At 72.1% G+C, this 24357-nt stretch carries 20 protein-coding genes and 2 pseudogenes; 13 read left to right on the top strand and 9 right to left on the bottom strand.

Features of this window, described 5'->3' with window-relative positions; all coding sequences use genetic code 11:
• Positions 1-20 precede the first annotated feature (20 nt).
• A protein-coding gene (locus CBP52_RS06115; protein ID WP_094180161.1) for an IS3 family transposase occupies positions 21-1294 on the top strand; the annotation gives its coding sequence in 2 pieces (ribosomal slippage) (positions 21-369 and positions 369-1294; 1275 coding nt in all).
• Here the strand turns inward: CBP52_RS06115 and CBP52_RS17500 are convergent.
• Complete coding sequence (locus CBP52_RS17500) at positions 1295-2008, bottom strand: hypothetical protein (RefSeq protein WP_157732510.1); 714 nt, start codon at positions 2006-2008, stop codon at positions 1295-1297. It abuts the gene before it with no gap.
• 13 nt (positions 2009-2021) lie between these two features.
• Between CBP52_RS17500 and CBP52_RS17505 the strand changes: the two genes are divergently transcribed.
• The 3 genes and pseudogenes from CBP52_RS17505 to CBP52_RS06130 all read left to right on the top strand — a co-directional run bounded on the left by CBP52_RS17505 (position 2022) and on the right by CBP52_RS06130 (position 5652).
• Positions 2022-2657 carry a hypothetical protein gene (locus tag CBP52_RS17505; protein ID WP_157732511.1) on the top strand — a complete coding sequence of 212 codons (636 nt, stop codon included), beginning with the start codon at positions 2022-2024 and terminating at the stop codon, positions 2655-2657.
• Positions 2658-3285: 628 nt separating this feature from the next.
• Positions 3286-4271 (top strand): annotated as a pseudogene (locus CBP52_RS06125) (IS3 family transposase); the annotation flags it as partial.
• 94 nt (positions 4272-4365) lie between these two features.
• Positions 4366-5652, top strand: coding sequence for an IS30 family transposase (locus CBP52_RS06130; protein ID WP_369826313.1), 1287 nt, complete (start codon positions 4366-4368; stop codon positions 5650-5652).
• A gap of 19 nt (positions 5653-5671) precedes the next feature.
• Here the strand turns inward: CBP52_RS06130 and CBP52_RS06135 are convergent.
• A protein-coding gene (locus tag CBP52_RS06135; protein WP_094180236.1) for an IS3 family transposase occupies positions 5672-6861 on the bottom strand; the annotation gives its coding sequence in 2 pieces (ribosomal slippage) (positions 5672-6580 and positions 6583-6861; 1188 coding nt in all).
• Positions 6862-7018: 157 nt separating this feature from the next.
• Between CBP52_RS06135 and CBP52_RS06140 the strand changes: the two are divergent.
• Positions 7019-7312: pseudogene (locus tag CBP52_RS06140) on the top strand (transposase); the annotation flags it as partial.
• A 221-nt stretch (positions 7313-7533) separates the two neighbouring features.
• On the opposite strand, the gene CBP52_RS06150 reads toward CBP52_RS06140, so the two are convergent.
• Positions 7534-9987, bottom strand: coding sequence for a hypothetical protein (locus CBP52_RS06150; protein WP_157732513.1), 2454 nt, complete (start codon positions 9985-9987; stop codon positions 7534-7536).
• Between the two features lie 374 nt (positions 9988-10361).
• Positions 10362-11756 (bottom strand): dipeptidase, encoded by a 1395-nt coding sequence (locus CBP52_RS06155; RefSeq protein WP_094180244.1) that lies wholly within the window; start codon positions 11754-11756, stop codon positions 10362-10364.
• A 56-nt stretch (positions 11757-11812) separates the two neighbouring features.
• Between CBP52_RS06155 and CBP52_RS06160 the strand changes: the two genes are divergently transcribed.
• Positions 11813-12379, top strand: a complete 567-nt coding sequence (locus tag CBP52_RS06160; protein WP_232514681.1) for a DUF3043 domain-containing protein — start codon at positions 11813-11815, stop codon at positions 12377-12379.
• A gap of 76 nt (positions 12380-12455) precedes the next feature.
• Complete coding sequence (locus CBP52_RS06165) at positions 12456-13466, top strand: aldo/keto reductase family protein (protein ID WP_094180245.1); 1011 nt, start codon at positions 12456-12458, stop codon at positions 13464-13466.
• Positions 13467-13468: 2 nt separating this feature from the next.
• On the opposite strand, the gene CBP52_RS06170 is transcribed toward CBP52_RS06165, so the two are convergent.
• The gene (locus CBP52_RS06170; RefSeq protein WP_232514682.1) at positions 13469-14149 is read right to left on the bottom strand and encodes a YitT family protein; all 681 of its coding nucleotides are present in this window, start codon (positions 14147-14149) and stop codon (positions 13469-13471) included.
• Positions 14150-14396: 247 nt separating this feature from the next.
• Here CBP52_RS06170 and CBP52_RS06180 point away from each other — a divergent pair, with 247 nt between their 5' ends.
• The gene (locus CBP52_RS06180) at positions 14397-15860 is read left to right on the top strand and encodes a PLP-dependent aminotransferase family protein (protein ID WP_094180247.1); all 1464 of its coding nucleotides are present in this window, start codon (positions 14397-14399) and stop codon (positions 15858-15860) included.
• Positions 15861-15884: 24 nt separating this feature from the next.
• Here CBP52_RS06180 and CBP52_RS06185 read toward each other — a convergent pair whose 3' ends face one another.
• The 4 genes from CBP52_RS06185 to CBP52_RS06200 are packed head-to-tail and all read right to left on the bottom strand — an operon-like array spanning position 15885 to position 17977.
• The gene (locus CBP52_RS06185) at positions 15885-16097 is read right to left on the bottom strand and encodes a hypothetical protein (RefSeq protein WP_232514683.1); all 213 of its coding nucleotides are present in this window, start codon (positions 16095-16097) and stop codon (positions 15885-15887) included.
• Positions 16094-17140 (bottom strand): quinone-dependent dihydroorotate dehydrogenase, encoded by a 1047-nt coding sequence (locus CBP52_RS06190; protein WP_094180248.1) that lies wholly within the window; start codon positions 17138-17140, stop codon positions 16094-16096. The genes CBP52_RS06185 and CBP52_RS06190 overlap by 4 nt, the downstream gene beginning before the upstream one ends.
• A gap of 4 nt (positions 17141-17144) precedes the next feature.
• Entirely contained in the window at positions 17145-17597 is a 453-nt protein-coding gene (locus CBP52_RS06195) for a hypothetical protein (RefSeq protein ID WP_094182208.1), read from the bottom strand.
• A gap of 20 nt (positions 17598-17617) precedes the next feature.
• Positions 17618-17977 carry a hypothetical protein gene (locus CBP52_RS06200; RefSeq protein ID WP_094180249.1) on the bottom strand — a complete coding sequence of 120 codons (360 nt, stop codon included), beginning with the start codon at positions 17975-17977 and terminating at the stop codon, positions 17618-17620.
• A 95-nt stretch (positions 17978-18072) separates the two neighbouring features.
• Here CBP52_RS06200 and CBP52_RS06205 point away from each other — a divergent pair, with 95 nt between their 5' ends.
• The 5 genes from CBP52_RS06205 (at position 18073) to CBP52_RS06225 (ending at position 24355) form a co-directional block, all read left to right on the top strand.
• Entirely contained in the window at positions 18073-19545 is a 1473-nt protein-coding gene (locus tag CBP52_RS06205; protein ID WP_094180250.1) for a leucyl aminopeptidase, read from the top strand.
• A 40-nt stretch (positions 19546-19585) separates the two neighbouring features.
• Positions 19586-19954 (top strand): oxidoreductase, encoded by a 369-nt coding sequence (locus tag CBP52_RS06210; RefSeq protein ID WP_094180251.1) that lies wholly within the window; start codon positions 19586-19588, stop codon positions 19952-19954.
• Between the two features lie 171 nt (positions 19955-20125).
• Positions 20126-21511, top strand: coding sequence for a dihydrolipoyl dehydrogenase (gene lpdA, locus CBP52_RS06215; RefSeq protein WP_094180252.1), 1386 nt, complete (start codon positions 20126-20128; stop codon positions 21509-21511).
• A gap of 27 nt (positions 21512-21538) precedes the next feature.
• On the top strand, positions 21539-23353 hold the full coding sequence (sucB, locus tag CBP52_RS06220; RefSeq protein ID WP_094180253.1) for a 2-oxoglutarate dehydrogenase, E2 component, dihydrolipoamide succinyltransferase: 1815 nt from the start codon (positions 21539-21541) through the stop codon (positions 23351-23353).
• 111 nt (positions 23354-23464) lie between these two features.
• Positions 23465-24355 carry a TIGR01777 family oxidoreductase gene (locus CBP52_RS06225; protein ID WP_094180254.1) on the top strand — a complete coding sequence of 297 codons (891 nt, stop codon included), beginning with the start codon at positions 23465-23467 and terminating at the stop codon, positions 24353-24355.
• The last annotated feature ends 2 nt before the right edge of the window (positions 24356-24357 follow it).

Below are 24357 nucleotides of genomic sequence, written 5' to 3' on the forward strand. Positions count from 1 at the left end.
AGCGAGATGATTCAGGAACCATGGCCAGGAAGAACTACTCCGAGGAGTTCCGTCGTCAGGCTGTCGACTTGTACGAGTCCATCCCGGGCGCCACGGTCCGCGGCATCGCCGAGGATCTCGGCATTGTGCGCGGCACGCTGCGGCACTGGCTCGAGGTCTACGGGACCGGCAAGAAGACCGCCGCTGACGGGACGTTGACCTCCAGCCCGCTGCAGTCCAAGACGTCCCCGGCGAGGTCGTCCGCGCCGGCCGGGGAGACGCCGGAGCAGAAGATCGCCCGGCTCGAGGCCAGGGTGAACGAGCTCGAGGTCGAGACCACCAAGCTCACGACCGAGCGGGAGATCCTGCAGCGGGCGGCCAAGTATTTCGCCGGGGAGACGCGCTGGTGAGTCGCTTCCAGTTCGTCGCCGACAACTCCACCACCTTCGAGGTGAAGCGACTGTGCGAGCTCGTCGAGATCGAGCGCTCGTCCTACTACGCCTGGCTCAAGGCGGCCCCTGCCCGCGGAGCCAAGGCGGCCGCGGACGCCGCGCTGGCCGAGCGGATCAGGGCCATTCATGCCGTCGACAACACCCAGGGCGCGCCGCGGATCACCGTCGAGCTCAACGCTCAGCTCGGCGACAGCGGTCCTGGCGGTGAGCGGGTGAACCACAAGCGCGTCGCGCGGGTGATGCGGGTCGAGGGCATCCGGGGCTATGTGAAGAAGCGCCGGGCGCGGACCACGATCCCCGAGCCGTCGGGACAGAAGTACCCCGACCTGGTCAACCGCGACTTCACCGCCGAGCGCCCCAACGAGCGCTACGTCGGGGACATCACCTACCTCCCGATCGCGGACGGCACGAACCTGTACCTGGCGACCGTGATCGACTGCTACAGCCGACGGCTCGTCGGCTGGGCGATCGCCGACCACATGCGCACCGAGCTGGTCGAGGACGCCCTGAAGGCCGCCGCCGCAACCCGGGGCAGCCTCAAGGGCGCCGTGTTCCACAGCGACCACGGGTCGGTCTACTGCTCCAAGGCCTACGCCAAGCTGTGCCGCAAGCTCGGTCTCACCCAGTCCATGGGCGCCGTCGGCTCCTCGGCCGACAACGCACTGGCGGAATCGTTCAACGCCACGATCAAGCGCGAGGTCCTCCAAGACGCCGCCTGCTGGCCCGACGAGCTGACCTGCCGCCGACAGGTCTTCACGTGGCTCGTCCGCTACAACACCCGCCGCCGTCACTCCTGGTGCGGCTACCTGTCCCCCTCCAACTACGAGGCCCGCCGGGCCACTACGCTGCCCACCGCTGCGTAATCACACCCCGTGTCCAAGATCCGGGGGTAGGGCCCGGTGCCCACCAGAGGTGTAGCCGAGCACCGCATCCGCGCCCAGGCTGTGGTACGCCGCCTTCTCCGCTGCGTACCAGTACGACATCGTGTTCCCCGACGTGTCCTGCGCGGACTCGAGGTTCCACCGCCAGGCCGTCTGGCGTCTGGCGGACTTGAAGGTTGCCTCGTAGTCCGGTTCGCCGGGGTGGTTCGCGAAGACCGGAACCGTCCACGTCGCGTTCGAGGCCGCGTCGTGCTCGCCGAACGTGTAGCGCGTCCCGTCCAACGTCGTGACCCGCCAGTACTCCTCACGCACCGTGTCCGAGACAGAGACGGTCACCAGCTCCACGCGGGTGCCGTCGTCGTGCTTGAGGCGCCAGGCCGCGTGCGTCCCGTTCTCGTCGTCCCCGGTCGGGACCAGCTCCGAGGCGACGCCGTTCAGGACCAGAGAGGCGTTGTCCTTGCCCCAGCACAGGTCACCCGTCTTGACCCGGTTGCTCGCCGCGGTGCCGTCGACCTTGCCCATGTCCTCGGCGCACGGCACGTACTTGCGCTCGATGTAGCTCGAGGTCAGGTCGAAGCCCTCACCGACCCACGACGCCTGGTTGTTCGTCGAGGCGACACGGCCGTCCGACACCGCCGACGAGTAGGACAGCGACAGCTGCGGCTCCAGCCCGCCCGCGACGCCAGGCACGCGCATCGGGTAGGTCCACGTGAACGCCCCCGACGAGCCGGACGCATTCCACGACGCCGACGACGACAGGCTCGTCGCGCCCCAGTCACCGTTCGCCCCGGACGCCGCCGGAGCAACCGCGAGAGTCACGGCGGACGCGGAAGACCCGGCCGTGGTCGAGGACGCTGACGCCAGGTCGACCCTCGCGGTGAGAGTCTGGCCGTCGACGTCGTTGATCGCCGACTCCAGTGGCAGCCACGTACACCCCTCGTCGAGACCATCCGAGGTGCCCGCATCGCCGGTCGGCGCGCCGGGCTCGCAGCTCGTCTTCTCGAACAACGTGAGCCGCGGACCCCAGTCCGCGCCTGACAGACCCGAGATGTCCTCGTACGAGAGGCGCAGGTGCAGGCTCGACGGCCCCGCCGGCTCGTCCGAGGCATCCTCGACCTCGACGATCACGCCCCCGAGATCCTCTGCGATCGACTCCTCCGGCGACGCGACGCGGACCGCGACCGCCTGCGGCGCGCTCTCCCCGTCAACGGGTGCCAACGCCACCGGCAACCCGCCGACGACGCTGCTCACCCACCCGTCCGTGCCCTGGGAGGACGTCGACGCCGCCGCAGACGACGTCGACGCACGAGCGAGCGTCCCGCCGCCGAACGACACGATCGTCTGACCAGCGGACGGCAGCTCCACCAGCGCAACCGGCGCGTCGGAAGCCACGGGAACCGGATCCGCCTCCCCCGACGGCACGGGAGCCGGCTCGACAGGCTGCTCCTCATCCAACGCCGCCAATGCGGCCTCGAAGTTCTCCGCACGCGTCGCCAGGCCATCCACCACCGGAGGAAGGTCGTCAGCGACGCTCAGCGTCGGCTCCATGACGAGCGTCACCGTGACCGCAAGCGCGACGGCTCCCAGCGCCCCGGCCCACCGCCCACGCACCGATCCGCGCACCACTGTCCCCCTCATCACTGCCCCACCGTCGTCGTGGGGTCGAGCGCTGCCTCGCCGCCCTGGACCTGGTTCGCCTCGGCGCCCTGGCACATGCGCCGGATCTTGGCGTCAGCCACGACCTGGCCCTTGAACATCCGGACGTTGTCGATGCGCCCGTCCCACCACCCCGCCGCAGCACCGCCGCTCTGCCCGCGTCCCAGTACGACCGGACCAGACGCACTTCTCAGCGGGTTGGGCGTGCTCACCTTCGACTCGATCGGCTCACCCGGGGCTGGGCGGTGGGGCTTGACCCCGGTTCTTGGACACGCTGAATCCAGCATCTGCTGGGGAAGCGAGATGATTCAGGAACCATGGCCAGGAAGAACTACTCCGAGGAGTTCCGTCGTCAGGCTGTCGACTTGTACGAGTCCATCCCGGGCGCCACGGTCCGCGGCATCGCCGAGGATCTCGGCATTGTGCGCGGCACGCTGCGGCACTGGCTCGAGGTCTACGGGACCGGCAAGAAGACCGCCGCTGACGGGACGTTGACCTCCAGCCCGCTGCAGTCCAAGACGTCCCCGGCGAGGTCGTCCGCGCCGGCCGGGGAGACGCCGGAGCAGAAGATCGCCCGGCTCGAGGCCAGGGTGAACGAGCTCGAGGTCGAGACCACCAAGCTCACGACCGAGCGGGAGATCCTGCAGCGGGCGGCCAAGTATTTCGCCGGGGAGACGCGCTGGTGAGTCGCTTCCAGTTCGTCGCCGACAACTCCACCACCTTCGAGGTGAAGCGACTGTGCGAGCTCGTCGAGATCGAGCGCTCGTCCTACTACGCCTGGCTCAAGGCGGCCCCTGCCCGCGGAGCCAAGGCGGCCGCGGACGCCGCGCTGGCCGAGCGGATCAGGGCCATTCATGCCGTCGACAACACCCAGGGCGCGCCGCGGATCACCGTCGAGCTCAACGCTCAGCTCGGCGACAGCGGTCCTGGCGGTGAGCGGGTGAACCACAAGCGCGTCGCGCGGGTGATGCGGGTCGAGGGCATCCGGGGCTATGTGAAGAAGCGCCGGGCGCGGACCACGATCCCCGAGCCGTCGGGACAGAAGTACCCCGACCTGGTCAACCGCGACTTCACCGCCGAGCGCCCCAACGAGCGCTACGTCGGGGACATCACCTACCTCCCGATCGCGGACGGCACGAACCTGTACCTGGCGACCGTGATCGACTGCTACAGCCGACGGCTCGTCGGCTGGGCGATCGCCGACCACATGCGCACCGAGCTGGTCGAGGACGCCCTGAAGGCCGCCGCCGCAACCCGGGGCAGCCTCAAGGGCGCCGTGTTCCACAGCGACCACGGGTCGGTCGGCGGACTCAACCGGTCGTCGCAACACCTCGTGATCACGGAGGTGTCAGGTGGTGCGACGGCAGCAGCAGGCGGACCGGGCGTTGCGACCGGCGATGCGTTCACCGGGGCGGCCGATTCCCGCTCGGCATGTGGAGCGGGAGTTCTGGCGGTTGATCGCGGCGGGCAAGAGTTCCGAGGAGGCCGCGGCCGGGGTTGGTGTGTCGTGGCCGGTCGGGTCGCGGTGGTTTCGTCACGCTGGCGGGATGGCGCCGTTGCCGCTGGCCGAGCCGACCGGCCGCTACCTGTCGTTCCACGAGCGCGAGGAGCTCGCACTTCTCAAAGCGCGCGGGCTTGGTGTTCGCGCGATCGCCCGCGAGCTGGGGCGTGATCCGGGGACGATCTCGCGGGAGCTGCGACGCAACGCGGCGACCCGGGGCGGCAAGCCCGAGTACCGGGCGACGGTCGCGCAGTGGAAGGCGCAGACCGCCGCCCGGCGCCCCAAGCCAGCCAAGCTCGTCATCAACGCTCGTCTGCAGGAGTACGTCCAGGTCCGGCTGAGCGGCCAGTTGCGCCGACCGGACGGGACGCTGGCGGCAGGGCCGGCGACGACCTGGAAGGGCCTGAACAAGCCGCACCGCAGCGACCGGCGGTGGGCGACGGCCTGGAGCCCGGAGCAGATCTCGCGGCGGCTGGTCATCGACTTCCCCGACGATGAGGACATGCGCATCAGCCACGAGGCGATCTACCAGGCGCTCTACATCCAGGGACGCGGGGCGCTGCAGCGCGAGCTGGTGGCCTGCCTGCGGACCGGCCGGGCGCTGCGCAAGCCCCGGGAGCGGGCCCGCAACAGGCCCCAGGGGCACGTCACGGCTGACGTCGTCCTGGCCGAGCGGCCCGCCGAGGCCGAGGACCGGGCAGTGCCCGGGCACTGGGAGGGCGACTTGATGATCGGGCTGAACCGGTCCGCGATCGGCACCGTCGTGGAACGCACGAGCCGCTACACCCTGCTGGTCCACCTGCCACGTCTCGAGGGCTACGGGACAGTCCCACCGGTCAAGAACGGGCCCGCGCTTGGCGGCTACGGCGCCATCGCGATGAAGGACGCCCTGACCGCGACGATGACCACGATGCCGTCCGAGCTGTTGCGGTCGTTGACTTGGGACCGCGGCAAGGAGCTGTCCGCCCACGCGCAGTTCACGATCGACACCGGGATCGCCGTCTACTTCGCCGACCCGCACTCACCCTGGCAGCGCGGCACGAACGAGAACACCAACGGGCTGCTGCGCCAGTACTTCCCCAAGGGCACCGACCTGTCCCGCTGGCCGGCCGAGGACCTCCTGGCCGTCCAGGCCGCGATCAACAGCAGACCCCGCAAGGGGGTCTGCCCCCGGTCTGGTTGACACTCGGGGTTTGCGGTAGTCAGGCCGCGTCTGCGGCCGTGTAGATCATCTCAAACTCGACGGGCGTGAGCTTGCCGAGGGCGCGTTGGCGTCGTCGGCGGTTGTACTTGGTCTCGATCCAGGTCACGATCGCCAGGCGCAGGTCGTCGCGGGTGTGCCAGCGGCGGGTGTTCAGGACGTTCTTCTGCAGCAGGGAGAAGAAGCTCTCCATGCTCGCGTTGTCGCCCGCGCCGTAGGAGCGGCCCATCGACCCGACCAGGCCGTTGTTCGCCAGCAGCCGCTGGGTCGCCTTCGCACGGAACTGGCCGCCTCGGTCCGAATGACACACCGTGCCGGCCGGTGAGCGCAGCGCGATCGCGTTGCGCATCGCCGCCCGCGCCAGGGACGACTTCATGCGCGAGTCGATGGAGTACCCGACGATCTTGTTCGAGTAGACGTCCTTGATCGCGCAGATGTAGAGCTTGCCCTCGGCGGTGGGGTGTTCCGAGATGTCCCACAGCCACACCTTGTCCGGGGCGTCCGCGACGAACTCGTGACGGACCACGCCATGCTCGTCGACCACGGCGAGCAGGTCGTCGTGCGGCGCGGGACCGCTCGATCCGGCCTTGGACCGTCTCTTGTGGTGGCTCGCGGTGATGCCGGCGAGCCGGCACAGCCGGTGCACCCGGTTCTCCCCGACGCTGATCGCGTGCTCGTCGGCCAGTTCGTCGGTGATGAACCGGTAGCCGAGCGTCGCGTCGTCGCCATGGATCTCGTAGATCGCGTCCAGGACGTGCGCGTCGTCCCAATCCCGCCGAGACACGGGGTCCTTGAGCCACTTGTAGTACCCCTGGGTCGACAGGCCCAGGACCCGGCACGCCACCGCGACCGGCACCCGCACTCGGGCGCCGGCCGCGGCCATCTCACGGACGAGCGGGAAGACTATTTTCCCGGCAGACCCGCCTGCGCCAGGTAGGCGGCCGCGCGACGCAGGACCTCGTTCTCCTGCTCCAACACCCGGATCCGCCTGCGCGCCTCACGCAACTCGGCGCGCTCGGCCTGCGTCGGCCCGGACCGGCGACCGTCCTCGACATCGGCCTGCTTCATCCAGTTCGACAACGACCCTTCGGAGATACCGAAGTCCTTCGCGATCTGCGTCAGCGGCACCTGCCCCTTGCGGGCCACGGCCACGACGTCATCACGGAACTCCTTGGGATACGGCTTCGCCACGGGGACATCCTTCCAGCGAGGACCAGATCCTCACAGGTCAGGTGTCAACCAAACTCGGGGCAGACCCAGGTCCTCGGCTGGAGAACACCGGCCGAGGTCCTCGATGAGCAGCTACGGTCGCTCCAACGGGCAGGTGTTGCATCGACCGGTTGAACCCAGTGTCTACTGCTCCAAGGCCTACGCCAAGCTGTGCCGCAAGCTCGGTCTCACCCAGTCCATGGGCGCCGTCGGCTCCTCGGCCGACAACGCACTGGCGGAATCGTTCAACGCCACGATCAAGCGCGAGGTCCTCCAAGACGCCGCCTGCTGGCCCGACGAGCTGACCTGCCGCCGACAGGTCTTCACGTGGCTCGTCCGCTACAACACCCGCCGCCGTCACTCCTGGTGCGGCTACCTGTCCCCCTCCAACTACGAGGCCCGCCGGGCCACTACGCTGCCCACCGCTGCGTAATCACACCCCGTGTCCAAGATCCGGGGGTAGGGCCCGGTTGAGCGTGCCGATGTCGCACACCCACAGCCGGACCCGGCCCTTGGAGGCGTCGTACTCCGCAGTCAGCTGGGTCCACGCGTACTTCGCCGGTGCAACCGAAGACCGCACCGTCCAGGTGGCGCCGAACTTGTCCAGCGTCGAAAACCCCCAGCACGTCGTGAGAGTCCCCGGGCACCCGGAGTTCACCAGTCCGACGCTCCAGACACCATTGGTCGCACCTTCCTGGACCATGACCGTCCGGGGGTCGCCACGGCGTCGGGACGAACGTGCGCCGCGATCACGAAGCTGTCGTCGGTGGCGAACACCGGGGACGCCGTGTACGCCTCGTCGTCCTGGCCGTCGAAGTCCAGCGCCAGGTCACCCTCGCGCGACAAGAACTCCGCATGCGGGCCCTGGGCCCACCTCGCGCCGGCGACAGTGATCGGACCGACCCCGAGCTTGGGGTCCCGCTCCCACGCGAGCGAGTCGTCCTTCGCCGGGCTCGTGCCCTCGTCGAACGACCACACGCCGTCCTCACGAGGGTGGGCGACGAAGAAGCCGTAATTCGTGTCCTCCGACTCGTTGCCGGCCTTGTCCTTGACCAGAGCGCTGACGAACGCGGACCCCGCGGCCTGCGGCGTGAAGCACACCACTGCCTTGCCGTTCGAGGCCAGGATGTGCCCGTCGCGTGCTTCGGTTCCGAACGAGTACCAGAACTGGTGAGCATCAGAGGCGGAACTGCTCAACTCGAAACAACCGGTCTGACCGACACCACCCCGCTCGAGGCCCTTCGCGTAGACGGCTCGAATCTCCTTGCGCTCGTCACCGCCCATCGCCCTGATCTGGATCGGTCCCGGTTTGACGGTGTCGATCTCGAAGAAACAGGACGAGGTCCACTCGCTGAGCAACCCGTCAGGGTCCTCAGCGCGCACCCGCCAGCTGAACGTGCCGTCACCCAACAGCTCGGACGGGATCGTCTTGACGAACGCGGTCCCCGACGACTTCAGCTGGAACGAGTAGTCCCACAGCCGCGACCCGGACTTGTACACCTGCAGGTGCACCCTGACCTGGCTCCCGTCGGGGTCCCGGGCGAGAACCGAGACCTGGACGTCCGTCGAGTTCACCAGCACGGGGGTGGCACTGCAGGCGTTCTCCTTGGTCGCCTTCCGGGCGGTCCAGAACGTCGTCCTCGACGCCGTGTCGATCGTCGGGGCACGGTTGAACAGGACGTCGAGCTGGGCGGTGTGCAGCTCGTACCGCCACCACGACGGCTCGGTCTCACTGGCCGCTCGCAGGCCCAGCGTCATCGAGGTGTTCACGCCCGCGTAGTCCTTGGCCGCCGCGGTCGCGTCCCACTCGTCGAACGTCGCTCCACCACACGCGTCCCGGTGCTTGGGCCTCGCCGAAGAGAGCTTCATCTTCGTCGCGGGCTGCGTGGCCCAGGTCGTCGACAAGGTGAACCCGCCCGTGAGGTACAGGTCGAGAGCCGGTCCCGAGCAGTCCCACGAGTGCACGCCCTTGGCACGGAACTGCGCCGAGATGACGTCCTGCGCGCTGAGCTCCTTGAGCACACCCATGTTGTTGAACTGCCAGAAGACCCGGGACCTGTGCACCCCCTGACAACCGGCCGTGACCGAGACCGACGGGCAGTACCCCACGCCCTCATTCCCGTCGGTGTTGTACTTCGACGGCCAGCCCGTGTAATCGCGCACGACGATCCACTGGTTGAGCTTGTGGTCCTCGATCTTCGGGTCGATGGTCACCGGCCAGACCGTGTCCGGGTCGCTGGCCATGTCACCGTCGGCCACGACAGTCGCCGCGTCGTCCCTCACCTCGACCTCGAGCGTGGAAACGCTGTCACCGTCCGCCGGCGCCACACCAGAGTCGACAGCCCCAGCCTTGGTGCCCTCACGCTCCCCGCCCGATGGGACCCCGGACGCGCTGTCCCACTGCCGCGCCTCGGCAGCCGCGAACACCGTGTCCCCCGTCTGGCCATCGACCGCGGAGAACGCCTTGCCCCGCTCGTCACGCAGCTCAAGCGAACCAGACGTCACGTACTCGAACGCGATCCGACCTCCCGAGGCCTGCTCCAGGTCCTCGTAGGCGGCCGCGTCACGGACCTCGAACAACGGAGTCACACCGGACGCATCCGGCTGGACCTGAGCGATCAGCTCCACGCCGTCGATGACTGACCCGGTCGCGTCGAGCACGTCCCACACCACCCGGGAGCCGCTCACTCGCGGAGCACCGAGATCGACCGGCACGTCGAGGCTGATCGCACCCTCGTCCGACTCGATCGCGACGAACCCCGACCCGTCCTTCGGGTCGAACGTGATGGCATGCACCGGCGAAGCGACGCGAAGCTCACCCGACTCCTCGTCGGTCACCACGCTCGGGTCGACCGGCGCCCACTCACCCGAGACCTCGGTACGAACCGCCCCCGTGCTCGCACTCGCGCGCACAGCACCCGCAGGTGTCGCGGTCAACGAGCTGTACGGGTCCAACGAGTCCAGCGCGACCACGTCGTGCTCACACGCCTGAGCGAGCAGCAACGCCTCGGTCAGCGTGGGCGCTTGCGTCGCCGAGCAGTCGACATCGGAACCCCGCACCGCGTCCGCGGCCGCATAAGCCGCACCCGCGACCAGCACAGCGGCCACCGCCGTCACGACCGTCCGCCGGCCACGACCCATCAAGCCCTTACGCACACGCTCCCCCTGCAACCCGAGACTGCTCGACGGGCAACGGTGCGCGACCCGGCGCGAGGATTATGGCGAAGAATCCGCCGCGCCGTGCTGCGTTTTCCACACAACACCATTCCGGGTCGACGGCGTCATCGGGGCTCCGAGAAGGAACAGGGGCCCGCGGCGGGCTGACATGGCACCCCGCTCCTTGCCCATCGCGCATCTTTCCTGGTCGGGAGCACGCACTACCGCCCTGCGGGACCCGATCGGGCGCGACGACGGCGCTGACCAGCGACGAAGAACGCGCCCGGCCATCTGAGGTGAAGCCCGCCGGCCGCGCCGGGATGAGCTCAACGGGACAGGCGGTCCAGCAGGAGCGCTTCGGCCAGGACGACCTTCTCGAGCTCGCCGAGGTGCACGGATTCGTTGGCGCCGTGCGCGCGCGAGTCGGGGTCCTCGACCCCGGTCACGAGGATCGCCGCGTCGGGCCGCAGCTCGAGCAGGTCCGCGATGAACGGGATCGAACCGCCGATGCCGATGTCGACGGGGTCGGTCCCCCACGCCTGGGCGAACGCCCACCGGGCGGCCTGCATCGCGGGCGAGTCGGCCGGGGCCTGGAACGGCTTGCCCTGCTCGCCCTCGCGCACGGTGACGCGGGCGCCGAACGGCGCGTGCGCCTCGAGGTGCGCGCGCATCGCCGCCATCGCCTGCGCAGGGTCGCTGCCGGGCGCGATGCGGACCGACAGCTTGGCTGTGGCGCGCGGCGCGATCGTGTTGGAGGCGCTCGCGACGCGCGGCGCATCGAACCCGATGACACTGATCGCCGGTCGCGTCCACAGCCGTGCGGTGAGCGGACCGGTGCCGGCAAGCTGCACGCCGTCCAGCACGCCCGCGTCGGCGCGCAGCGCGGCCTCGTCGTAGTCGACGCTCGGGTCAGCGGCTCGGTGCAGCCCGGCCACCGCGACGTCGCCGTGCTCGTCGTGCAGCGTCGCGACGAGGCGCGCGAGCAGGGTCGGGGCGTCGAGCACCGGGCCGCCGTACATCCCGGAGTGGATCGCGTGGTCGACCGCGGCGACCTCGACCTCGAGGTCCACGAGACCGCGCAGCGACGTCGTCAGCCCAGGCGTCCCCACGGCCCAGTTCGACGAGTCGGCGACGACCATGACGTCGGCGACGGCGAGCTCGTCGTGATGGGCCTTCAGGAAGTCCGCGAACGTGGGCGAGCCGATCTCCTCCTCGCCCTCGACGAACACGACGAGCCCGACGCCGAGCTCGTCGCCCAGCACGCGCAGCGCACCGAGGTGCGCGACGATCCCGGCCTTGTCGTCGGCCGCCCCGCGCCCGTAGAGGCGCCCGTCGCGCTCGACGGGCTCGAAGGGCGCGGTGTCCCACTCGGCGTCGTCGCCCGGCGGCTGCACGTCGTGGTGCGCATAGAGCAGGACCGTGGGCGCACCGGGCGACGCGGGGCGCGTCGCGAGCGCGGCGGGACGGCCGCGACGACCGTCGGCGCCCGCCGCGTGCACCACGCGCACGTCCTCGAGGCCCGCGCCGCGCAGGAGGTCGGCGACGTGCGCCGCGCTCGTCGCGACGTGCCCCTGGTCGAACTCCGCGTTCGAGACGCTCGGGATGCGCACGAGCGCCTCGAGCTCGGCACGCAGCGCGGGGAACGCGGCGGCGGTGCGGGCCCGGAGCTCGGCGACGCGCTCGGGGGTGGGCAGGGCGGACAGGGCGTGGTCGGTCGTCACGGCCAGTCACGCTACTCGACTACCCTGGAGTGGTGTTCGGACGCCAGAAGCCCCCCGTGACGACCCCCGACCCGAGCGACGACCGGCCGGTCGGCGTCATCGAGGAGGGCAAGGGCCGCCCGACGCCGCGCCGCAAGGAGGCGGAGGCCGCCAACCGGCGCCCGCTCGTGCCCGCGGACCGGCAGAGCGCCGCGAAGGCCGCGAGGGCCGCGCAGCGTGAGCAGCGCGACCGCGAGTACAAGGCGCTGCAGGCGGGCGACGAGAAGGCCATGCCCCCGCGTGACCGTGGGCCCGTGCGGCGCTACGTGCGCGACTACGTGGACGCGCGCATCAACCTCGGCGAGATGTTCCTGCCCATCGCCGCCGTCTGCCTCGTCGTGCAGCTCTCGTTCGCGCAGATCAACGCGTACGTGTCGGTCATCGCGCTGTTCCTGCTGTACGCGTACGTCATCGCGGCGATCCTCGACGCGGTCGTGCTGTGGTTCCGCCTCAAGCGGCGCCTGGTCGCCAAGTTCGGCGAGGTCCCGCGCGGGACGCTCATGTACGCGGTGATGCGGGCCTTCCAGCTGCGCCGCTCGCGTCTGCCCAAGCCTCAGGTGAAGCGCCGCGCCTACCCCGAGTGACGCACGCCGGGGACGGTCGGGTGCGTGTGGTCACCCTCGGGTCGAATCGGTTCGAGCGACGGCCTAGGCTGGCCCCATGGTCAACTACCGATTCCTGGGCCGCTCGGGCCTCAAGGTCACCGAGATCATCTACGGCAACTGGCTGACGCACGGCTCGCAGGTCGAGAACGACACCGCGAAGGCGTGCGTGCGTGCCGCGCTCGACGCGGGCATCACGACGTTCGACACGGCCGACGTGTACGCGAACACCGCGGCGGAGACCGTCCTCGGCGAGGCGCTGAAGGGCGAGCGCCGCCAGTCGCTCGAGATCCTCACGAAGGTCTACTGGCCGGTGGGTCCGAAGGGCGCCAACGACTCGGGCCTGTCGCGCAAGCACATCCTCGAGTCGATCGACGGTTCGCTGCAGCGTCTGCAGACGGACTACGTCGACGTCTACCAGGCGCACCGCTACGACCACTCGACGCCGCTCGAGGAGACGATGGTCGCGTTCGCGGACGTCGTGCGGCAGGGCAAGGCGCTCTACATCGGCGTCAGCGAGTGGACGGCGGACCAGATCCGCGAGGGCGCCGCCCTCGCGCGTGAGCTGCGCATCCCCTTCGTCTCGAGCCAGCCGCAGTACTCGATGCTGTGGCGCGTCATCGAGGAGGAGGTCGTCCCCGCGTCGCGTGAGGAAGGCCTCTCGCAGATCGTGTGGTCGCCGGTCGCGCAGGGCGTGCTGACGGGCAAGTACCTGCCCGGCCAGCCCGCCCCTGCGGGGTCGCGCGGCACCGACTCCAAGGGCGGCGCGCAGATGATCAGCCGCTTCCTCGAGGACTCCGCCACGCTCGAGCGCGTGCAGCAGCTGCGACCGGTCGCGGATGAGCTGGGCCTGTCGATGGCGCAGCTCGCGGTCGCGTGGGTGCTGCAGAACGACAACGTGGCCGCGGCCATCATCGGGGCGTCGCGTCCCGAGCAGGTCGCGGAGAACGTCAAGGCGTCGGGCGTCACGATCCCCGACGAGCTGCTCGCCCGCATCGACGAGGTGCTGGGCGACAGCGTGGTGCGGGACCCGGGCGAGACCGCCCGGACCTCGCCCTCGTCGCGCTGACCTCAGCGCCTCTCGGGAACGCCTGCTCGGTCGGGCCGGTCGTCGTGGTCGACGGCCGGCCCGACCGCGTCGTGACGCGTCGACGGCGCGGCGTCCACCCGCAGGCGCGGGAGCAGGACGTGCACGAGCGGTCCGACGAGCAGCGCGTACGCGATGGTGGCGACGCCGAACCGCCCGCCGAGCAGCATCCCCGTCGCCACCACCACGACCTCGATGGAGGTCCGCACGACGGCGACCGGCCAGCCGGTGCGCGCGACGAGGCCGGTCATGAGCCCGTCACGTGGGCCGGGGCCGAGCCCGGCGCCGACGTAGAGCGCGGTGGCGAGGCCGTTGAGGGCGATGCCCGCGGCGGCGACGAGCACGCGCCAGCCCGGGGCGAGGTCATCGACACCGCCGAGCAGCGCGAGGAACGGGTCGACGAGCACGCCGATGACGAGCACGTTGGCGACCGTCCCGAACCCGGGGCGCTGCCGCAGCGGGATCCAGCACGCGAGCACGAGCGCGCTGATCGCGATCGTGACCGTGCCGAAGCTCGCCCCCGTACGGCCCGAGACGCCCTGGCTGAGCACGTCCCACGGCATGTTGCCCAGCCCGGCGTCGACGAGCATCGCGATGGACAGCGCGTACAGCACGAGGCCGAGCGCGAGGCGCACGAGGCGCCGACCGGCGGGGGCGGGGATCACCGACCCATCCTCGCCGACGGGACCGACGTGCTGCGCGGGAGCTCGAGGGTGGTTCCCTCCGCCCAGTCCCGCGGCGCCGCTGCGGCACCGGCCCTGCGACCGCGCGAATTGTCCGCACGGACGACCCGCCCCAACGCTGCCGCGAGCGCGACGAGGACCCCCGTCACGACGACCATCATCTCCATGGGGCACCAATCTGGCGGGACATGGCTATTGATTCCATAGCCACTTCTGCAAGAGTGGCTACATGACGGACGAGCTCTCCAGCGACCGGCGCATCTCGGGGCACGGGGTCGCCGCGCTCCTCGGCGCGTGGACCAGACCGGGCCCGGCGTACGTGGCCCTCGCCGACGCTCTGCGTCAGGCCGTCCTGTCCGGGGCCCTGCCGCTGCGCACCCGGCTGCCCGGTGAGCGCGAGCTGGCCGAGGCGCTGCGGGTGTCGCGCACCACCACCACCGCCGCCTACGACGCGCTGCGCGACGAGGGCTACCTCGTCTCGCGCCGCGGCTCCGGGACCGTCACCACGCTCCCCGCGCGCCTGCCGCAGCCGGGCCCGGCACCCACCCGGCCGACGAGCCTGCGCCCCGACGACCTCGTCGACCTCACGACCGCCGCCCCGCAGGCGCCCGAGGGCCTGCACGACGCGGTGCGCGACGCCCTCGACCTGCTCCCCCGCTACCTCCCGACCACCGGCTACTCCCCCGCCGGGCTGCCCGAGCTGCGGGCCGCGATCGCGGCGCGGTACACCGAGCGCGGCACCCCGACGACCCCCGATCAGGTGCTGGTCACGACGGGTGGTCAGGAAGCGATCCACCTGCTCGTCGCCGCGCACGCCGGGCCGGGCGACCGCGTGCTCCTCGAGCACCCCACGTACCCGCACGCGCTCGACGCCGTGCGGGCCGCGTCCGCGCGACCCGTCGCCGTCCCGTCCGGTCCGGACGGCCTCGACCTCGACCTCCTCGCGTCGACCGTGCGTCAGGCGTCACCTCGGCTCGCCTACCTCATCCCCGACCACCGCAACCCGACGGGCACGTCGCTCTCGGCGGACGAGCGTGCCCGCGTGCGGGACCTCGCCGTGCGCACGCGCACGCTCGTCGTCGGCGACGAGGCGCTCACCGACCTCACCCTGGACGGGCCGGAGCCGGCGTCGTTCGCGGGCGACGGCACCGCCGCCCAGGTCGCGTGCCTCGGCTCGGCGTCCAAGACGTACTGGGGCGGGCTGCGCATCGGCTGGGTGCGCGCGCACCGTGACCTCGTGGGCCGGCTCACGGCGCAGCGTGCGCACGTCGACATCGGCTCGTCGGTGCTCGACCAGCTCGTCGTCGCCCGCCTGCTCGCCGAGCGCGACACGGTCCTGGCGCAGCGTCGCGCGATGCTGCGTGAGCGCCGCGACCTGCTGCGCGGTCTGCTCGCCCAGCGTCTGCCCGGCTGGCGGCCGAACCTCCCGCCCGGCGGCCTGGCCCTGTGGGTGGACCTGGGCGCGCCCGTCTCGTCGGCGCTCGCCGCACTGGCGCCGCGCCACGGCGTGCGGGTCGCGGCGGGCCCGGTGTTCGGTGTCGAGCCCGGGCTCGAGCGCTACCTGCGCGTGCCGTTCACGGAGCCGCCCGAGCGGCTCGAGCGCGCGGTGGACGGTCTGGCGCGGGCCTGGGCCGAGCTGGGTGTCGTCGAGCGAGCGCCCGCGCAGGCCGAGCCGTCGCTCGTCGTGATCTAGGCCTCGCCGCCCGGGCGAGGAGGGTCAGGACCGGGGCAACGGGATCGGCGGACCGACCGGGCTGTCCTCCTGACGCAGCGACGCCACCGTGACGCCCTGCCCGGCGAGGGTACGCCAGTGCTCCCCGAGCCACTGCTCGGCGTCGTAACGGTTGCCGAACACCGGGCTGACGGGCCGGTCCAGTGGGCCCGACGAGCCGGAGAGCTGCCACTCCCACTGGGGGCGCAGCGTGCTCACGCCGCCTCCTCCTGCCGGGCGTCGGCCGCCAGTGCGCGGCCCACCCGCGCCGCCCACGCGGGGCCCTCGTAGATGAACGCCGTGTAGCCCTGCACGAGGGTCGCGCCGACCGCGAGGTACTCGCGCGCGTCCGCGGGCGTCGTGATGCCACCCACCCCGATGATCACGGCGTCCTCACCGAGCCGGGTGCGCAGCCGGGCGACCACGTCGAGCCCCCGCGCGAGCAGCGGCGGGCCGGACAGCCCACCGGGTCCCAGGTCGTGGCCGATCGTCGTGTTGACCGCCACCACGCCGTCGAGCCCGAGCTCGGCGGCCAGGTCGGCGACCGCGTCCACGTCCGCGTCCGACAGGTCGGGAGCGATCTTGACCAGCAGCGGCACGGGGTTGACGGCGGCCGCCGCGGTCGCCTCGTCGGCCGCCGCACGCACCGCCTCGAGGATCGGGCGGAGCGCCTCGACGGACTGCAGGTCACGCAGGCCGGGGGTGTTGGGCGACGAGACGTTGACGACCAGGTAGTCGGCGTACGGCGCCAGCCGGGACGCGCTCGTCGCGTAGTCGGCGGCCGCCTGCTCCGCGGGCGTCACCTTCGTCTTGCCGATGTTGACGCCGACGACGAGCGAGCGGCCGTGCGGCGTGCTGCGCAGCCGCGCGAGGCGGCGCGCCACCACCTGCGACCCCTCGTTGTTGAAGCCCATCCGGTTGCGCAGCGCGCGGCGGTCCAGCACCCGCCACAGCCGGGGCGCCTCGTTGCCGGGCTGCCCCTGGGCCGTGACCGTGCCGACCTCCACGAACGCGAAGCCGAGCATCGCCAGCCCCTCGACCGCACGGGCGTTCTTGTCGAACCCCGCCGCGAGGCCGAACCGGCCGGGCAGCTCGCGCCCCCACACCCGGACCGCGCCGCTGCGCGGGACCGCGAACAGCGGGGCGACGAGCGCGCGCAGCACGGGCGCCCGCCCCACGAACGAGATCAGGCCGAACGCGACCTCGTGCGCGCGCTCGGGGTCCATACGCCGGAAGACCAGGTCGAACAGGAGGCGGTACACGCGCTCACCCTACGGTCGGCGCGGCGTCGTCGTCGGGTACGTCCAGGCCGGGCGGCACCGGCCGACCCGTCCGCCACAGCCACCACAGCCCCAGGAACGGCAGCACCAGCGGGACGTACCCGTAGCCCGCGCCGAACTGCGACCACACCGTCTCGTCCGGGAAGTCGCCCACGTCGACGAGCGACAGCACGCCGACCGTGAGCACCCCGACGAGCTCGAAGCCCACCGTGACCCACGCGAGTCGCCGCAGGTCACGGGCGAGCGCGATCGTCGCCACGACGTACACGATCCCCGCCAGGAGCGAGAGCACGTACGCGAGGGGCGCCTCGTCGAGCTTGGTCGTCACCTGGTACAGGCCGCGCGCGGTCGCCGCGAGTGCCAGCACGCCGTACACCGCGACGAGGAGCCGGCCCGCGCCCGAGCCCGTGGGGCGGTGGGCCGGTGCCGGCCCGGGCATCGGAGCGTGCGACGGTCCGGTCACAGGGTCCCCCAGATCTGCAGGAGCCGGAGCTCCAGGAAGACGACGGTGAGCGCGGCGACCAGCAGCACGACCGAGCTCCAGCGCGTGCGCTCCGCGAACGCCCAGGCGGCGGCGAGCGGCAGGACGATCAGCTGGGTCACCACGTAGCCCCACACGAGCACGCCGTCCACCGCGTGCTCGCCCGTGACCTGCACGACCGCCAGGACCACGGCCTGCACGACGAGCGCGCCCTCGACCACCGCGGCACCCCACAGCTGGCGCAGGACGACCGCGCGGTCCCGCACGACGAACCACAGGGCCCAGCCGGCCAGGGCCGCGCAGAGCAGGCCGACGACGACGGCGATCACGAGGTTCACGGCTGCACAACCTACCCCCGCACCGCGCACGCACCGGCCCCGCGCCACCCCGCACGTCCCGAGGCACGGCGCGGACACGCGGTTACGATCGTCGCGTGATCTCACTGACCTCGAAGAACCCCGCCCAGCTCGCCGTCGACGCCGTCGTCGTGGCAGTCCGCCCCCGCGGGAACGCGGTGGACGCGGTCGACGCCGCGTGGCTGCCCAAGGAGCTCGTGCAGCTCCTGGCACGCGACGCCGCGCGCCTGGGCATCACGGGCGCCGTCGACGAGGTCCGCCGACTGCCCGGGACGGGGCTCAAGGCGTCGACGCTGGTCCTGACCGGCGTCGGTGACGCCGAGCTCGACGGCTCGGCGGCCGGGCGCGAGGCGCTGCGCCGCGCCGCGGGTGCCGCGACGCGCGAGGTCGCCGGGCTCGAGTCGGTCGCGGTCGCGCTGCCGACGCCCGACGTCGCGTCCGTGGGCGCGGTCGCCGAGGGCGCGCTGCTCGGCGCGTACGCGTTCAGCCGCTACCACTCGCTGCACGACGCGCCCGTCGCACGCGTCGAACTCGTGACGGACCGCACCCGGGACAAGGCCGCGGGCGAGGCCGTCGCGCGTGCCGAGGTCGTCGCGGCCGCCGTGCACGCGACGCGGGACCTGGTCAACACCGCGCCCAACGACCTCTACCCCGCCGTGTTCGCCGACGAGGCGAAGGCCGCGGTCAAGGGCGTGAAGGGCGTCAAGGTCACCGTGCTCGACGAGAAGGCGCTCGCCGCGGGCGGCTACGGCGGGCTCGTCGGCGTCGGCCAGGGCTCGGCCCGGCCCCCGCGCCTCGTGCGCGTCGCGTACTCGCCGGCCAAGCCGCGCGCGACCGTCGCGCTCGTCGGCAAGGGGATCACGTTCGACTCGGGCGGCATCTCGATCAAGCCCGCCGCGGGCATGGAGGCGATGAAGTCCGACATGGCCGGCGCCGCCGCCGTGCTGCACACGGTCGTCGCCGCCGCCCGGCTCGGCCTGCCGGTGGCCGTGACCGGCTGGCTGTGCCTCGCCGAGAACATGCCCTCGGGCACTGCGCAGCGCCCGTCCGACGTGATCACGATCCGCGGCGGCACGACGGTCGAGGTGCTCAACACCGACGCCGAGGGCCGCCTCGTCATGGCGGACGGCCTCGTCGCGGCGCTCGAGGAGAAGCCCGACGTCGTGCTCGACATCGCCACCCTCACGGGTGCGCAGGTCGTCGCGCTCGGCCACCGCGTGTCCGCGGTCATGGGCACCGACGAGGCACGCGACCGCGTGGTCGCCGCCGCGGGCGAGTCCGGCGAGCTGTTCTGGCCCATGCCGCTGCCCGACGAGCTGCGCGCGGGCCTGAAGTCGAAGATCGCGGACATCGCGAACATCGGTGAGCGCTGGGGCGGGATGCTGTCGGCCGGTGTGTTCCTGCGCGAGTTCGTCGGCGACTCGCCGTGGGCGCACCTCGACATCGCCGGCCCCGCGTTCAACGAGAAGAGCGCGCACGACTACACGCCGGTCGGCGGCACCGGCGTCGGTGTGCGCACGCTGCTCGCGCTCGTCGAGTCGTACGCCTGACGGCCCGCGCAGGCACAGCCCCGACGGTTACCCTCTCGCCATGGGCCTGTTCCGCCGACTCTCCTCGCGACGTCCCGACCGTTCCGGCACGTCCGACGAGTCCCGCGAACCCTCCCCCAAGGAGGCGCGGGAGGCGACGCTCGCCCACCTGCAGGACTTCGTCAGCACGCGCGTGGGTGTCGAGGCGTACGTCGAGCCGCAGACCAACGTGACCCCCACGACCGTGATGCTCGTGGCGACGGACGGCGAGTGGACGCGGCGCCGGGTCCCCGACGCGCGTGCCGCCGCGCAGCTCGCGTCCACGCTCGGGATCCCGGTGTACGACGTGCAGCGCACGGGGTACCCGCAGCGCGTGCGCGACTGGAACGCGCGCCAGCGGATCGAGCGGCGCCGCGCGGCGTCGTCCTGACCGCCTCGGACAGCAGACCTGGGATGACTGTTCCGAGCGTCACACCGGTCGCCGAGGGGCTACGGTCGATCCGTCGCAGCCGTGATGACAAGATGGTCGGCGACTCGGCAGACCCACACCCCCGCGTGCGCGGCCTGCGAACCTGTCGTCCTTGAGCTGAGGAGTCTGCACGTGGCCGAGACCACCGGCACCGCCTTCGACATCGTCGTCCTGGGAGCGGGAAGCGGTGGCTACGCGGCCGCCCTGCGCGCGGCCCAGCTCGGCAAGAACGTCGCCCTCGTCGAGGCCGACAAGGTCGGCGGCACCTGCCTGCACAAGGGCTGCATCCCGACCAAGGCGCTGCTGCACGCCGCCGAGCTGGCCGACAACGCGCGAGAGGGTGCGCACTACGGCGTGCACACCACGCTCGACCACGTCGACATGGCGGGCGTCAACCAGTACAAGGACTCGGTGATCGGCGGCCTGTACAAGGGCCTGCAGGGCCTCATCAAGTCGCGCAAGATCACGGTCGTCGAGGGCTACGGCAAGCTGACCGGCCCGAACACCGTCCAGGTCGGGGACCAGACGCTCACGGGCGAGCACATCGTGCTCGGCACCGGCTCGTACGCGCGCTCGCTGCCGGGCCTCGAGATCGGCGGTCGCGTCATGACCTCCGACCAGGCCCTCACGCTCGACTGGATCCCGAAGTCGGCGATCATCCTCGGGGGCGGCGTGATCGGCTCGGAGTTCGCGTCCGTCTGGAAGTCGTTCGGCGCGGACGTCACCATCATCGAGGCTCTCCCCCACCTGGTCCCCAACGAGGACGAGGCGCTGTCCAAGGCGTTCGAGCGCGCGTTCCGCAAGCGCGGCATCGCCTTCAACCTGGGCGTCCGGTTCTCGGGCGTCACGCAGGACGACGACGGCGTGCACGTCTCGCTCGAGGACGGCAAGACGTTCGACGCCGACGTGCTGCTCGTCGCGGTCGGCCGCGGACCGAGCACCTCGGGCCTCGGCTTCGAGGAGCAGGGCATCACGCTCGACCGCGGCTTCGTGATCACCGACGAGAAGCTGCACACGGGCGTCGCGAACATCTGGGCCGTCGGCGACATCGTCCCGGGCCTGCAGCTCGCGCACCGCGGCTTCGCGCAGGGCATCTTCGTCGCCGAGCAGATCTGTGGCCTCAACCCCGCGCCGATCGTCGAGTCGGGCATCCCGCGCGTCACGTACTCCGAGCCCGAGGTCGCCTCGGTCGGCGTGACCGAGGCGCGCGCCAAGGAGCTCTACGGCGCGGACGGTGTCGAGACGCTCGAGTACAACCTCGCCGGCAACGGCAAGAGCAAGATCCTCGGCACGCAGGGCTTCGTGAAGCTCGTGCGCCAGAAGGACGGCCCCGTCGTCGGCGTGCACATGATCGGCGCGCGCGTCGGCGAGCTCATCGGCGAGGGGCAGCTCATCGTGAACTGGGAGGCGTACCCCGAGGACGTCGCCGCCCTGGTCCACGCCCACCCGACGCAGAACGAGGCGCTCGGCGAGGCCCACCTGGCACTCGCCGGCAAGCCGCTGCACGCCCACAACTGACCTGGAATCGAAGGAGACGACGCGGTCATGTCCCAGAACGTGCAGCTTCCCGCACTCGGTGAGTCCGTCACCGAGGGCACCGTCACCCGCTGGCTGAAGAACGTCGGCGACACGGTCGAGGTCGACGAGCCCCTGCTCGAGATCTCCACCGACAAGGTCGACACCGAGATCCCGTCGCCGTTCGCCGGCGTCCTCGAGCAGATCCTCGTCCAGGAGGACGAGACCGTCGAGGTCGGCGCGACGCTCGCGGTCATCGGCTCCGGAGAGGGCGCGTCCGAGCAGTCCGCCGAGCCTGCCGCGCAGCCCGCCGAGCAGGCGCCCGCGGACGAGGCGCCCGCGCAGCAGGCCCCCGCCGAGGAGTCGGCCGCGGAGGCCGCGCCCGCGCAGCAGTCGGTCGAGCAGCACGAGGAGGCCGCGCCCGCGCCGGCCGCGGCCGCCCCCCAGGCCTCGGGTGACACCGAGGACGTCACGCTCCCGGCGCTCGGCGAGTCCGTGACCGAGGGCACCGTGACGCGCTGGCTCAAGGCGGTCGGCGACAGCGTCGAGGTCGACGAGCCGCTGCTCGAGATCTCGACCGACAAGGTCGACACCGAGATCCCGTCGCCCGTGGCGGGCACGCTCGTCGAGATCCTCGTCCAGGAGGACGAGACGGTCGAGGTCGGTGCCGTGCTCGCTCGGGTCGGGTCCGGCGCCGCGGCCGCACCGGCCGAGGCCCCCGCCGCGCCCGCGCAGCCGGCCCCCGTGCCGGCCACGCCCGAGCCCGCGGCGCAGGCCCCGGCTCCGGCCGCCCCTGCACCCGCGGCCCCGGCACCCGCCGCCTCCGCTCCGGCTGCTCCGGCCCAGGCGCCGGCCGCTGCGCCGCCCGCCGCCCCGGCACCCGCGGCTGCGGCCGCACCCGCAGCCGCCGGCGGCTACCTCACCCCGCTCGTGCGCAAGCTGGCGGCGGACAAGGGCGTCGACGTCTCGACCCTGACGGGCACGGGCGTGGGCGGTCGGATCCGCAAGGAGGACGTCCTCGAGGCCGCGGCGAAGGCCGAGGCGGCGAAGGCGGCAGCGGCCGCTCCTGCGGCACCCGCCGCGCCCGCAGCGGCCCCGGCCGCGCCCAAGGTCCCCGCCGTCTCGCCCCTGCGCGGCACCACGGAGAAGGCCAGCCGCCTGCGTCAGATCATCGCCGAGCGCATGGTCGAGGCGCTGCACACGCAGGCCCAGCTCACGACGGTGGTCGAGGTCGACGTGACCAAGATCGCCCGTCTGCGGGCCGCCGCGAAGGAGGACTTCAAGGCGCGCGAGGGCACCAACCTCACGTTCCTGCCGTTCTTCGTGCTCGCCGCGATCGAGGGCCTCAAGGCGTTCCCGAAGATCAACGGGGTGCTCGAGGGCAACCAGATCACGTACCACGGCCAGGAGAACGTCGGCATCGCCGTCGACACCGAGCGCGGCCTCGTCGTGCCCGTCATCCGCGACGCGGGCGACCTCAACCTCGCGGGCCTGTCGCGCAAGATCGCGGACCTCGCGACCCGCACGCGCGGCAACAAGGTCTCGCCGGACGAGCTGTCGGGCGCGACGTTCACCGTCACGAACACCGGCTCGGGTGGCGCGATCATCGACACCCCGATCGTCCCGGTCGGGACGTCCGCGATCCTCGGCACGGGTGCGATCGTCAAGCGCCCGGCCGTGGTCAAGGGCCCGGAGGGCGAGGACGTCATCACGGTGCGCTCCATGTGCTACCTGTGCCTGTCCTACGACCACCGCCTGGTCGACGGAGCCGACGCGTCGCGCTACCTCGCTGCGGTCAAGGCCCGTCTCGAGGAGGGCGCGTTCGAGGCCGAGCTCGGTCTGTGACCCCGTCCGGAGGCCCGGTCCCTGCGAGGGGCCGGGCCTCCGGCGTACCCGGACGACCCCAGGTGCCGAACGGGCGGGCGCAGGTGCCGCGCGCTGCCTAGGGTGGCGAGCATGGAGATCCTGGTCGCGGGCTCGCACGGCTTCATCGGCACCGCTCTGCTCGCGCGGCTGCGGGACGCCGGCCACGACGTCCGGGTGCTCGTGCGCCGGCCGGCGAGCGGCCCGGCCGAGGTGTCCTGGGACCCCGCGCGCGGCCGGCTCGATCCCGCCGCCCTCGCCGGGGTCGACGCCGTGGTCGACCTCGCCGGCACCAACCCCGGCACGCGGCCGCTCACGGCGGCCCGGAAGCGGGACGTCGTCGCGTCGCGGGTCGACACCGCCGGGCTGCTGGCGCGCACGATCGCCGGTCTCGACGGGCCCCGCCCGGCACTCCTGCAGGCCTCCGGGATCGGCGCGTACGGCGACCGCGGGGAGACCGAGGTGGACGAGCGGGAGCCGCTCGGCACGACGTTCTTCGCCGAGGTGGTCCGGCAGTGGGAGGAGGCGACCGCGCCCGCGCGGGAGGCCGGCGCGCGGGTCGTGCTGCTGCGCACGGGCGTCGTGCTGGGCCGTGGCGGCGGCGCGCTGCGCCCGCTGTGGCCCGTGCTGCGCGCCGGGCTGGGCGGGCGCCTGGGGTCCGGACGCCAGTTCTGGCCGTGGATCACGCTGCACGACGAGGTCCGCGCGATCGAGCACCTGCTGACCGCGGACGTCGCGGGGCCGGTCAACCTCGTCACCCACGCCGACCGCAACGCGGACGTGGTGGCCGCGCTCGCCGGGGCGCTCGGCCGACCCGCGGTCGTGCCGGTGCCGGCGTTCGCGCTGCGGCTCGCGCTGCGCGACTTCGCGTCCGAGGTGCTCGGCTCGGTGCGGGCGGTCCCGGCCGTCCTCGACGCGAGCGGGTTCGTCCCGGAGCACGCCGACCTCGAGACCGCGGCACGGTGGACCGCCGGGAGCGCCTGAGC

The sequence above is a fragment of the Cellulomonas sp. PSBB021 genome (assembly GCF_002240455.1).
GTDB lineage: Bacteria > Actinomycetota > Actinomycetes > Actinomycetales > Cellulomonadaceae > Cellulomonas > Cellulomonas uda.